Raw genomic sequence first — 14,426 nt, forward strand, 5'->3', positions numbered from 1 at the left:
TTCTATTCTAATTAGCGGTTCGCTTTCGCTGAGCCTGCTTTTGCACTTTTGCACAGAAGTCGTGTTTCAGCGTGCAAAAGTCGCTCTTAGAGGTGGCGGCGGATTGATCGTAAGTCTCATTGTGGTTGGAGTTTATAGCAAATAACCAGCGATAACGAGCAGCGACTTTTGCTTTGGGAGTTATCCTCGGCACTCGATCGTTATGTCCGAATTGGGGCATTTAGCCTGTCGGATTGATGCTGTTCTGTGGCTTGGGTGGCGAAGCTCAGTGCAACGCGATCAAGCTACTGTGCCTGCTGAAAAGGGTTCATTATAGCGTGTTCAGTGGCCAAAAAGTCGCGACTCGAGTGTTCTGCTCTTGCATCCAAGACCAAGGTGAAGGCTGCCCTTACTCAGGGAACCGGGGGCTAACGCCTGCGGCTGATGGTATCTGAGGCTGGTTCGCCTAACGTGCAATGGCCTCAAAACCTGCATGAACCGTTCTTCCGGCGAGTGCGAAATGGCCGTTCTCTGTCCGATTGTTCCTTCTCACGAACTTCCCAACTATTATGCAATTTGGCGATTTGCAGGCATTTCCCGCGCATTTTTGGCTCTTTCTTTGTGGCCTGACCGAACGCCAAAGCACTGAGGACACCTTCTTTCATGTTCGTCTGCCCAAAATGTCAGTCATTGCTTACGCAGGAGGAACTGCTAGCGCAACGCTGCTCCAGTTGCAATCAGCCCTGGGAAGGCAGCCCATTGAAGGCGTCTGAGCAGAGTGACGTTGAAACCTTAGAAACCATCGATCTGTCCGAAGTTCAGCAAGGGGCCGATGCGACCGTCGATGATATCGCGGACACAGCCGAGTCGTTAGAAACGATCGACATTGATGGTTCTGTTGATCAGGAACGCGATGAGCAGGAAGTGTTGGAGCTCATTTACAACGACGATGTCGACCCAAAACTTGCCGACCCAGACGATTCTGATCCAGTGGAGCCGCTGATTCAGGATCAGCTGGGAACAACAGTCTCCTCGACGGATCCTAATGCAACGGTCAAGAGTGGTGCCGAGGAGGCCGACGAAGGTGACTTCGACTTGGAAGAAGTCCTCGCCGAGACGGTCAAGAGTGACACGGAACCTTCTGCAGAGGTGGAGAGCCTATCGGACGAAGATGCGTCCCATCGGACGGCTTCTGCTGCTGGCGATGCAACGATTGATTTCGATTCGCAAGCAGGTCAGATCGATCAGGAGAGCGAAATCGCGCGGGCACTTGGCACGCACTGGATGTCGGTGAGCGCCGAAGACACAACGCCAACCATCACGATCCAGTCGAAGTACCAAGTCGACGAGCCCAAAGTCGAATCCATCACGCCTGAGCGGACGCTCAAGTCGAAGGACAATTCCGAAGCGGAAGATCCCGACTACGAGATCATCAGCTATGCGGCTGAAGGCAGCATGGGGCAGGTGTTTCTCGCGCGTCAGAATTCTGTGCAGCGCATCGTTGCGATTAAGCAACTGAAGGATGAACTCGCGAAGAAATCGAGTTACCGTAAGAAATTCTTAGCCGAAGCGTCGGTCACGGGGGTACTCGATCATCCAAACATCGTCCCCGTACACGATCTGGGGGTCAGTCAGGACGGGCAGCTCTTCTACTCGATGAAGATGGTCCGTGGGCAAAGCTGGCAGTCGGAAATCAAGACGAACACGCGTGCCGAGAACCTCGACATCTTGCTGCGTGTTTCTGATGCTGTGGCCTATGCGCACTCGAAGCAAGTGATTCACCGCGATCTCAAGCCTGAGAACATCATGCTGGGCAGCTTCGGTGAAGTTCTCGTGGCGGATTGGGGCGTCGCGGTGCATCTTGATCGCGAACGGAACTTCGGCCTGGCGGGCACGCCGGCTTACATGGCTCCGGAGATGGCCTCGGGGCCACCCGAAGCGCTCGGGACGCATAGCGACATCTATCTGCTGGGTGCGATGCTGTTCGAAATCGTTGTCGGGAAAGCGCCGCATCATTTGTCTGACAGTACCAATCAAGTGTTGGTCCACGCAGCGGCGAATAATATCGTCGAAACCGACATTCAGGACGAGCTACTCACCATCGCCCGCCGTGCGATGGCAACGCTCCCCGCCCGGCGCTATCCAACTGTCGAGGCCTTCAAGGAGGCGGTGCGAGAGTATCAAACCCACACGGAAAGTTTGGCAATCCTTAGCCGTGCTGAAAACGAACTGGCTGAGGCACGTGAGACGGGCGAGCTGGAATCGTATGCGCGAAGTGTCTTTGGATTCCAAGACGCGATCGAACTTTGGTCAGACAACACGCGGGCCTACTCCGGCCTGCATGAAGCGAAACACGCCTACGCAGAAGCGGCTTTGAAGGCTGAGAACTTCGAGCTTGGCATCGCACAACTCGACGCAAGCGACGAGCGCAACCAGGCGCTGCTCAGCAAGTTAGAGAAAGGCAAGAAGGACCGTGCCCAGCGGGCTCGGCGTCTGAAGGTTGCGCGGCGTTCCGCCGTGGCATTGCTATCTGCTTTGCTAATCGGTGCTACCGCCGCCAGCCTGAAGTTTCGTAGCGACGCCAACACGATTGCGGAGAAACAAGGGACCATTACGACGCAGAACCAACAGCTCCAGCAAACGAATTCACAGCTCAACGAGACCAACGAGAAACTTAACGAGACGAACGAGCAGCTTGACGAAACGATCGTTGATTTGAATCAGAAGAACGTTGAGCTAGACGAAGAGCGAGAGCGGCTTGTCAAAGCGAATACAACGATCGCCGGGCAGCAGGCTGATCTGATCGACAAGAATGAAAAACTAGAAGTCGCCACCGCCAAGGCAATCAGCGAACAGCTCCGAGCCGAGCGAGGCGAGCAAGCGGCGATCCAGGGCCAGTTTATTTCTCAGGTCGCGTTGACGAAATCGCTGATCGACGAGAACGAGTTCAGCCGCCCTCGCGTGCAACTCGATAATTTGGCAAACAGCGAAATCTTAGGAAAGCTGCGTGACTGGGAATGGGAACGGCTGCATTTTCTGACGCACCCCGAAGTTGCCTCCCTTCCGTCGCCTCGCGGACTGGCCGCCGGAGAAGCTCCTGCCGAAGTGACTGCGATTGCCGCCACGCAGGACGGAAAGACGATTGCAGCGGCACGTCGTGGGGGCGTTTTGCAACTTTATCGACGATCGGACAAAGGAATCGTTGAAGTGCGAACCCTGCAAACTTCGCAGATGAAAGTCGACAGCTTGGCATTTTCGAAGGCAGGCGACCGACTTGCCGCAGGCGGTCAATCTGGTGGTGATCGCGGTCGACCCGTCTTAATGGTCTTTGACTTCAACTCAGAGAGCGACCAGCCAGAGTTTCAAATGCCGGCCAGCGAGTACTGGAAAGCAGGTGGCGACACGAGTCTGGCGAAGTCGCCTCCGGCGGTGAAGAGCGTCGACTTTCACCCCGTGAGAAACGATACCCTATTGATTGCCGGTTACGCTCCTCACGCACTTCTTTATAAGCGCTCAACTTCGGGTGAGTGGCAGGTGGTCGAGAAACTACCGCACTGGACCCGCTTGGAGGAGGCTCGGTTCAACAGCAATGGAACTGCCGTCGCTGTCGTGCCGGAGACCGATGTCGCAAAGCATCGCAAGATTTTCGTTTGGAAGTTGAAAGGCAATCAATCGGCGGGGAGTCCTGTCGAGTCGCCAAGTGGCGAGTACCATCGCGTGACTTTTCCACCAAACGACCCTGAGATCGTTGTTTTCTCGGATGAGCGTGGGGTCGTTCGCTTTTGGAATTGGAGCCACGACGAGATCGAGCCTTATCAGCTTGAGGGCCACGAGCGGGCCGTCAACGCGATCGCTTTCAGTCCTGATGGGGCGAGCCTTGTCAGTGGTTCGCGGGACAACCTCCTGAAGATTTGGCAGCGGGATTCAACTGCCGGAGAGCCAGGCAGCACATCGAAAGAAAGCGGACTAAGCTGGACTCCTCTCGAGACGACGCCTTATCTACGTGGCCACGAGGGGCCTATCGTGCAGTGCCTCTTCCTGGATGAGAAGTCGATTCTCTCCTTGGACAATAAAGGGAAGACGAAGATCTGGGACTATCAGAGCTATTTCGACCAGATCGAGATCGCGGCGACGGATAATCGTGCCCCTTGCCCGCAAGCAACCTTTGACGCCCAGGCCAACATGGTGTCGACGGCAGGACGAGACGGCAGTGTGAAGCTCTGGCATGGTCCCAGTCGCGCGGGTGTCGGCAAAGCGATGTCAGGACAGGCTTTGCGAGTTGGACATCCGGCCCTCACCGGACAAGGGATTTCCTTCCACGCCCGCGTCATGCCTTTGCCTGGTGGCGGGGGCGAGGGGCTGGTGACTTATCTGACGAAGAAACCTGTCAAAGGGGAGTCGCAACCCGCTTCACTGGCCATTTGGGAACTCGCTACGGGTCGATGTTTGCATGAACAAACCGTGAATGCCGGAGAGTACTTTGACGCGAGCTCTGATCTCCCGCTGATGGTGATCGGCCAGCGCGTCGAACCGCAGCGGGTCGATTATCTTCGTGTCGTCGGGCAGCCTGAACTCATGATCCGCAGTTTCCGCGAGTCGTCCAAAGAGAACGCCCGTACTGCTGCATTCGTTCCCGGTTCGCGAGAGTTGTTTCTCGGCATGACCAACCAACGCGGAAAGCTGGTCGCCGTTGAGGGCGAGAGTCAGATGACAGAGAAGTATCTGCCCAAGAACATGATCGGTGCGGCGTTTACCCCGCAGGGGGATCGGCTGCTGACGGTTCAAGATAAACAGGTCACCACACAGATTGAGTCGCAGCAGTTGGGTCGACTGGTGATGTCTGACCTCAAGGCGGGCCGAAGTGTCACGAAACTCGACCTGACCGACGGTGCTTCGTTTCTTTTGGACGTTGCCAAAGGAGACGATGCGAACCGCGCGATCGTGGCAGCGCACCCTAGCGGGTTGGAACCTGGGGCCGCGGGGTCTGACTTGACACTCGTTCAACTTGAGCAAGACAGTTTGGAGAGTTTGCGATCCGTTCAGGGACGCTTTCTCAGCGCGGCAATCTCCCCTAGTGGAAAAACCGTGGTAACCCTGACCAAACGGCCTGAGGGAATACGTGAGGATCTACGTGATGCTGAGCAGGAGACCTCTCTGGAGATTTGGCAAGATGACTTGGCGTTGTCCGAAGTGCACCCGCTATCGCAAACGATCGCCAGAACCAATCCGAGTGCGCTGGCGTTGCTCGACGAAGATCGTTTGCTGACCTACGGTATCAACCACAACGGGAAGTATGCTGCCCACGTCTGGGACCTTGCCAACCAACAGGAGCTCGCGCGGATGACCTCGGGCAGTGCCGTCCTGGGTACTCAGATTTTAGACGGGGGGCGTCGGGTTGTTTCGGTGGCGGAGAATGGGGTCCTTTATGTTTGGGATCGTGCTGATACTGAACGGCCGCGACTGGAGCGGCAGATGTTTGCTCCGGACATTTACAATTTGAGCGCGGCATCGATTTCTCCCAGTGGCAAGTTTGCCGTTGTCGTAGATGTGCTGGGCGAGGCTGCCATTCTGGATATCGAAGCGGGGACTTCGCAGTCGGTTCAACTCGAGGGCAGCTACGTTGTCGACGCGGATTGTTCCGTCACGAATCTGGCCGTGCTGTTTGGCGACGGGCGGGTAATGGTCGGCCAAGGTTTGGGCGGACAGCTTGAGTGGCTTCCCGGGGAACCAGTGAACGAAGAGAGGGCTGCCAAGAGCGTGAGGATGTCGCGCGACGGGCAAGCGGTGGCTTGCTATCTTCAACACAGCAAGACGGGCCGCGATATTGCCCTGTGGCGAATCGATCCGAAAGATGGAGCAACCTGGCAGAAGCCTTACTTCGCCAAGCGGAACGATTCCGAGCTAGAGCTGCCCGACGTTTCTGCGATGGCTTTCAGTGGGGCACTGTTCGGCCAGCCGAATCGTCGTCTGATTGTTGGCGATGCCTTCGGCAGCTTGAGTGTCATGCAAGTAAATTGGCCCGAGAGCGTTGAGGCCGAGCTGCAGCAGGCGGATCAGGCTTTTGGCGAGGATGCTGAGGAGGACGGTTCAGATCTGTTTAGCTTGCGCGAACTCTTTCGGTGGCGGGGCCATTCCCAAGAAGTGCTTTCGGTGGAATTCTCCGCCGACGGAAAACATTTGATGAGCACCAGCCGGCGCGGCGAGGCTAAGATTTGGCCCACGCAGCAACCTGATGGCGGTGCGGAAGCAGAACCCGGTGACTTGGACCTAACGTCGGTCTCTTCGAGGACGGGGTCTACCAAGAAGGCGTTTTCTACGGCGAGTTTCCCAGCGATTTTATTGGAACCGTTTGACCAGAAAATTGACAGATAGCCAGCGATTGCCTAGCAACACAGTAGTGGGCGTTCCCTTGAATAACACTCCGTTGAGTCCACCTTTTGCCTGAAGTTGAACTTCCCTATGTGGAACATTAGCGACAAACTCCGGAGATCGCTGAAGGCCTTTCGTCAGGCAGAAGCGGAAAGCTATGCGCGTCGGTTTCAGGCACGACCTTCGATTCGTCGACTTGAGCAACGGCGTGTTCTCAATGCCGAGTTTGCATTGGATGGCTCGACGCTGACGCTGGAGAACTTCCAGAACAACGTCAACGACTTGACGATCGCCAGCGATGGCAGTGGGGACTACACCTTTACGCTTTCCGATGGCGTCTGGAGCGAAGCTGCAGGGAGCGACGCCAATAGTTTCACTGGCGAAGGAACTGACACGCTGACGGTTGCCCCCGACGAGGTGTTGGCGATGCTGGTCAATGATGCGGGCAGTGCCGTCGATTTTGGCGTGTTGCTTGACGATCCGAATTTCGCTGGCGAGACGTTGGAGTTGCAGGGCGTCGGCCCCGTGAGTCAGACAGGGCTTGCGCCGATGGGCTTCGATACGCTCACGCTGGACGGGGACGGAGGCGATCTTGAACTTTCGTCGCTAACGCTTGTCGGCGATCTGACGGTCGAGAACGTGTTGAACCTCACCGACGCGACGGATGCGGGGATTCAGGTTACAGGCGATGCCCGTTTCTCTGCGACTGACAATGTAACGCTGGCAAATGAGAATAGCGCTGCCAACGAGTTGATCGTCGGCGGAACCGCGAGATTTGCATCAAGCAATGGCGACATTCGCGTCGGTGTTGAGGACGGCGCGGCTGATCCTTCGCAAGGTGCTTTAGCAAACGTGCAGATTGGTTCGATCGAACTGGTCACGGGCGGAAGTTTCACCGTGGTCAGCGACAACGACCTCACCGAAGTTACTGTTGACGTTGATCCCAGTGGTGGGGTTGACGAATACCACTTAAATGTTTCCGGCGACCCCAACTTTGTTTTCGATGTTTCTGACAGTGGCGATGATCTGATCGTCAATGAAATCGACGCGTCGATCAACCTGTCGATCACGACCCGATCTGGCGATTTACAGCTTGGCGAAGTGACCGTTGGCAATGAGTTGTCACTTGTGTCGCTCGACGGATCGATTCTTGAGCTGGCCAACGACGAAGCAGCTCCTGTGCAGGATTTGAGTGCGGTTCGCATTCACCTGGTCGCGAAGAATCACATTGCCGGTGCCGGGCCTGGTGGCTCTGCCGACGGAAAGATTGAACTTTCGCCCAGCGCCATCGTGACGGCATCGTCCACAGAACAGGGAGATTTGGGACTGAGGGGATTGGGTGCTCTTACCCTGGATGATTTGGAGACGGCGGATGGCTCGATTCACGTCACGGCTGCGGGTGAGATTCTCGTCAATGACTTAGGTGTGCGTGCGAGTGATTTTGCCAAGCTTGCCAGCGACGATGCGATTGCTCTTCAATCGCCTGTGAGCGGTGCCCAGGTCGGACTAATTGCTGGGACGAGTATTACCCAAGACGCAAACGGTATCGTCACCACGCCCGAGCTGCTGGTGATGGCGGATGATTCAGCCCTGCTCGACGTGGCAGATAATGCCGTGGAAAAAGTAGCGGCCAACGTGGGGACGGCCTTGAACAGCGGCACGAGTGCCTTCCGTCTACGGAGCGTCGTGACTACGACCATCGGAAGCGTCACGGTCGACGGGATGATGATCACCGGCATCTCGGCTGATTTCGATGCGAACGATGGCACTTCAACGCTCGTCGGCGAGGTGAAGCTGACGGTCGAGGGGACCGATCAAGATTTGTTAGTCGAGAACGCGATCCAGGCGAATCGAGTTGGTTTGGTTTCTGGAAGCAGTATCGCGCAGACTTCCCAAGGTATTTTGACGACGGGCACGAATCTCTTCAGTGACGGCCTCTTGGTCATGGCGGAAACTGATGTGCTGCTTGAACAGGCTGATAATGTTGTCGCGGAAGTCGCCGGTGATGTTGATGGTGCCTTGCGGTTTCGCTCGGCAACCAATCTGACCGTTGGTGACGTTGCCGTTGACGGAATGCAAGTTGCCGGGATCTCTGCGGACGCTAATGCGAACTTCGGCCCAGCGAATCGAAGTGCTGAGGTAAAGCTCATCTCGGCCGATGCCATCACTCTCAACCAAGCGATCGAAGCCGATGAAGTTTTCCTGATGGCAGGGACTTCGGTCGATCAAGTGAGTCCAGGCATCGTTATTGCTTCGACATTGCTGGTGGATTCTGGCGATTCGATTACCCTCGAACTAGCGAATCATGTTGAGAACTTTGCCGCACAGTCGACGACTGGGAACGTGCTGGTCAATTCAACAGCCGATCTGAATGTAGTGAGCGATACGATCGACGGCATGACAGTCAATGGGATCACTGCCAGTGGCTTCGCGAAAGTTATCACGGCTGGAAGCCTAGACTTACAAGCCTCCGTCACGGCTGGCCAAGTGGGGCTTGTTGCGGGAGTCGCAACAACCCACGATATCACACAGAACGCCGCGGGAGTTGTCATTACGCCTGAACTGCTCGTGATGAGCGGCGGTGACGTGATTCTGCAGCAGGACAATCAAGTTGAGGAGATCGCCGCCGACGTTGATGACAGTCTCTACTTCCGCACGATCACCGATTTGGTTGTGGGTCAAGTGACGATCGTCACTGGACCGGCGGTTGTCGACCGGATGACCGTCACGGGTGTTAGCTCCGATGGCGACACGACCGATGGCTTCGTCACGCCGGTGTTGACCCCGCCAACCGATCGCGAAGTGAAGCTGGAAGCAAATGGCCCAATGGGGGATCGCACGTTGCGGCTTGAGCAGGCGGTTGAGGGAGAACGGGTCTTCCTAGAAGCCGACGAGACGATCGACCAGGACGCGGGCATTTTGGTGCATGCGGCCGAACTTTTGCTGACTGCCGGTGGTGATGTGACGCTACCCGAAGCGAATCGTGTGCCCTTGGTAGCCGCCAATATTACCGATGGAAGCCTTGTCTTCGCAGCGGACTTGGCGTTGACGATCAGTACGCTCACGTTCAATGGCCCGAACGCACCGGCGTCCCAGGAGACCATTGCTGGAATCACTATTCTTGATCAAGGAAGTTTCGACGGACTGAACCTCGACCTCACCGCTCGTGGGACCCTCGATCAGGAGATCATCGCCGACCCGGCGATGCGGGCGAAAGTCGATGTCGATGTTGTGCAGGCGAAGTTCACGGTGCCTGCCGGGGCTTCGATTCTTCTGGCAGATATCGGGACCTCGACAGCAGAGCTTGACGACCCGAGTCATCGAGCGACGACCGACAACCGTTTCTTTAATGACAACTCAGGGCTTGAGTCGCAGCTTGTGTTCGAGACGAGTACGCTTGGACAGATTCAGGATCTGACACTCTTCGACGAAACGGCGGTCGTTTTCGAGGATACCAATGCGGTACCTGATGGAACGGCTGTTGATATTGCTCGCGATCTAGTGGTCATTGGGGGGCGCAGCCCTGACGTGACGACCAACCCAATGGGCCTGGCGATTGGGAGTACGGCAGCGGTTCGTGTTGGTCGATTCGCTCAGTTCCACGCCATTGAGGGCCAAGATGCTGCGGGTGAGCGGAGTATCCATCTGCCAGATCTCGTGATCGATACGTCAGCGAGCGGCACTGGCGATTTGGCCGTGACGACCGACGGTGGTGATGCCGTGTTAGTCAACACGGTGGGAGTCAATTTCCGCGACGATCTTCGCAGCATCGTCGTCGGCGATCTTTCGGTAACTGCTCTCACGAACGACATCACGAATGACTCGAGAGCGAACATCGACGTTCGCGACTCAAGTATGTTCATTGCAACCACCGGCAGTATTGACCTAGCGCGAAACGATACCGTTGGGACACCTAACCGGCTTGTCGTCGGTGGAAACGCCCTGTTCCAAGCGGCGGCGAGCGGAACGATCGACGTCGGGCATCGGGGTGACTCGCGCGATGCCAACGCGGAAACGCGCTTTGGCTCGCTGACATTCCGAACCGGTGACGGAATGGTCACGGGGGGGGATGTAAGAATCAGTGAAGACGACTCGTCTGACCTCGCGGGCGACAACATGGCGGGGTCGTTGATCCTCCGTTCTGCAGCAGACATCTCCGACGAGAATGACACTCAAACGCGCGTGGTCAACGATGCAGAGTTTGTCGCCGGGGTGGAGTTTTCTCGTGTCCCTAACACGAGCATCATCCTCACGGATCAAGAGAGTGCGGGCAACTTACTGGTCGTCGGTGGCAATGCTCGATTCGCTACGTCGATCGGTGGCAGGATTGATGTGGGGGTGAATACTTCGGGGACTTCCGCAGACGGGAGAGATGCGGCGTCTCAGACGGCTTTTGGGTCGCTCAACTTCAACAGCTTCTCAGGTCTGGTCCGAATCAGTGAGGATGTTGTTGCCGGTGACGACGCGGTAAGCACGGGGATGTTGCTGGAAGGAGCGAACAACGCGGGAGAACTGTTGCTGCGCTCGGGTGAGAATATCGAGGATGCCGCGGACATGGATCTGCTGGTTGCCAACGGTGCCGCCCCACTGGGGACCGCGGAGTTCCGTGCCCAGAACAATATCACCCTTGTGGATCATCACGGAGGTTCCAACACGTTTTCGAGCTTTGAGCACACGATGTTTGTTTCGAACTCGGGCGGAACGATTGATGTGGGGGTCCTCGCCGACGGGACGGCTGCCGATGGGTACCTCTACCTTGAAGGAACCAGCTTTGAAACGATCTCCGGACGTGTCCGCATCGCGGAAGATCACAACTTGACGATCGTTCTTGGAGACTTTGCTGAAGATGGTGTCGCCGATGAAGTGAATCGGGGCGGCAATGTAACGCTCAGCACGACCGAGGCGAATCGCCGAATCGAGCTGGACAGCATGAGCGTCAATCAGCTCCAAGTGAATGCCATGGCGGAAATCACCGATGCTGCGGTGAATCTGCTTGGCAGTTCTGACATCCGAGTTGAAACGACCGCACACTTCCAAGCTGGTGGGATAATTACCCTAGCTGAAGCGAATACCTCAGACAATAAACTCTTGGTCAAAGGTAACGCGAAATTCGAGTCCACCGGGAATCAAGATATTCAGGTTGGCTCAATCGGCAGTAGCGATGCGCTCGCCGAGACGGCATTTGGGACGCTCACCTTTGAAAGCGGTGACGGTGTTAGCACTGGCGGCACGGTCCGCATTAGTGAGGATGCCGTCCCTGGGCAAGACCCGGATGGCATGTTGTTAACGGCTGCCAACACAGCCGGTCGCCTGGAGTTGCGATCCGACGCTGGTATCACGGACAATCCGGCGACGACGGTTCATGTGGTAACCGATGCCAGCTTCGTTGCAGGTGCGGCTATAGGGCTGAATGAGAATGCATTTGACGAGTTGACTGTCGGTTCCCATGCCGCTTTCGACGGAAGCTCGATCTCGATCGGCAACGCCGGTCAATTTGAGGCAGGGACCTTGCAGGTTCGGGCCGCCGGGGACGTGACGATCGAAGAGGACGATAGCACGATATTCGCCAGAACCAGTCAGGCCGGTTTGTTGCACCTCTGGTCACGCGGCTCGATTACCGACGATTCGTCAGCCGCGTTGACGGTGGACTCGCTGGCGACGCTCATTCCGATCACGCCGGCGAATATCTTTCTGGGCGACCAAGGAGCCAGGCTCGACTTGAATCGGCTGGAGATCCCGAGCCTAACGACGAACGTTTCGCTCGTCGAGCAGAATGGACTCACGCTGGAGGAAGTCTTGGTTGATGCGAATCTCTACGTCGCCAGCGAAACGGGCGACATTCTGCAAGACATTCGGCAACCGGGCGACGCGACACCGATTGCGGCGAACAGCTTACTGACGGCGACTCAGGCCGCGTTTGATGCGAAGCAAGGCGCGGTGATCCTGCGCAACACTTCGTTTGTCGACCTCGCTTTGCACGCTGGGGGAACTCACGATTTGGCGACGGTTGGGCTGCCGAACATTGCCGAAGTGCTAGTAGCATTGGATGCCACCACGATTGGACGTCCCGAGGTGAGCGATCCGGAAATCGCCCTTCAACCGGCGGAGCAGAAAGCGACCGGCGAGATCGGAGATCGCGAGGTAGGCAGCCAGTACGCCCTGTTTGTTGGCAAGAACGAGCTCGAACTCAACATTGGAGATCGCCTGTTCGATCCGGCCACTAGTTCGGTACAGAGTCTACAAGGCGTGCAAACACTGGCCGGTAACGCTTACTTGGGGGGCAGTAAGGATATTTTCTTCTCGGCCGTCGGTGCGAACTCGCAAGACATTGCGGTGATGGTGCATTCTGACTCCGTGTTTACCGCGGTTTCGTCCGAAGACTTGACGATCGACCCGGGTACGAAGTTGGTGAGCGTCGATGCAGCGGGCTCCGAGGTCGGTGTCGTTAAGGATGTTCACACTCCTTTCCAAACATTCGATGGACGGCTCGAAGGGGACGATGAAAAAGCGGGACCTCGTTTCGTGATCACTGCCCCAGAGTCGGGTTTCGGAGCACCCACTTCGATGGAAGTCGGCCGCAACCCCGACGGTAGGATCCTGCAACGTGTGCAGATTGATGTGGGCACTGCCGGGGAGAAGGGACTCTTCGGCGATGTCTTGTGGGCCGACGAGGTGAATGGTTTTGTCCCAGAGCCGGGCCCGCGCAATCGGATCGATCTGGATATCGTGGGCGAGCGCGAGAATCTTTTCCTGGCGAGTCTCGAGAAGGACGCGGCAGGCAATCCTGTGCTCGACGACAGCGGCAATTTTATTGTTCGCGATTTGGAAGCAACCGAGTTCACCAGCACGGAGAACGCTGACTTTGAACACGTGTTTCAAGAGTCGTTCTTCGTCGGGGAGGCAGCGAATCCGAACTTCCCTCGATTGCCGACCGAAATCCGGTTGTTCAACGCGTCGAGCATTAATCTTTTCGAACGCGGCGGTGAACGCAATCTGAATCGGGCGATTTCCACCGAAGATGAAAGCGAGCCGGTGGATAGCAACGGTGATGGAATTCCTGATACGGCTGTCCGCCCGGCGCGAGATGACAATTTTGTTTCTCCGGTGCAGCGAATCATCGGCGTGCCTCCCGATTTCCAGCAGGTTTTCATCCCACTGACACCGCCGATCTACACGCCGGTGATCATTGTCTCTGAAGATCGGCCCTTCGCGCTTGAGAAGACAGATTTCGATCCGCCGCGTGTGGTTGATCCACAGGAGGGGCTAGTCAAGTACGGGTACTTAGGTGAAGACGAAGAGCTGGATGAGATTGATAGTGAAACTTGGCCCGACGGCGTGACGGAATCGTTCATTCAGGACATTAAGGCAACCGTCCGCGACGGCAACCTGATCGATTTCCCACTGGGCGATTACGTCATCAAGGTGCAACGCACCGAGGGTGGTGAGGTCGAAGAGATTCGGTTCAAGAAAACCGCCGACCAATCGGGCGACGGCCAGCCGGACATCGAGGATCAAGTCCCCGTGCCGGGCTTCGACCTGAACAGCTCGACCATGCGTCCAGGAGCGAATCCTAACGAAGCTCAGATGTCGCTTCCCGATGCTGCTGCAGAGGATTCGTGGACGGATGCTTGGAGTCTTTGGGGAGCGGATCGACCGAACGCGGATTCAGACGGTTCGACAAACCAGACGGATCGAAAAACGGTCGACAGCCAGGTTGCGAATGAAACAAGCCGCGAGCGACATCGTCGGGCGATTGAGCAGTTGGACAATCGCCGCGCGATGAATGAGCAAGAAAGAGTGCGAGGAGCGGTTTTGCTAGATACAGAGGCAGGTGATTCACAATCACGCGAGCGACTGGAGAACTTTTCGACGGCGGCTTCGCTCGTTGCCGGTTCATTGGTGATGGCTAAGTATCAAGGGAGCGAGCGTGGGAAACAGTGGCGGGAAGCTTGGACCCGTCAGGTGTTTAAGAGTTGGCGGCGGTAAGAACTGGCGTCGTCGAGGCGGGCTGTAGCGATGGTGCCAATGAGGAAGGCTACGCAGTGGCTTCCGCTGGGCGAATAGTACTCTGGTCGCTG

2 protein-coding genes are annotated in these 14,426 nt (G+C 56.6%); both read left to right on the forward strand.

What is annotated here, in order from left to right:
- Positions 1-642: 642 nt before the first annotated feature.
- Positions 643-6,351, forward strand: a complete 5,709-nt coding sequence (locus tag RIB44_18625) for a protein kinase (protein ID MEQ8618593.1) — start codon at positions 643-645, stop codon at positions 6,349-6,351.
- 87 nt (positions 6,352-6,438) lie between these two features.
- Positions 6,439-14,334: a hypothetical protein gene (locus RIB44_18630; protein ID MEQ8618594.1), complete on the forward strand. Its 7,896-nt coding sequence runs from the start codon at positions 6,439-6,441 to the stop codon at positions 14,332-14,334.
- Positions 14,335-14,426: the final 92 nt, after the last annotated feature.

The organism is Lacipirellulaceae bacterium (genome assembly GCA_040218535.1).
In the GTDB taxonomy this organism is placed as follows: Bacteria; Planctomycetota; Planctomycetia; order Pirellulales; family Lacipirellulaceae; genus Adhaeretor.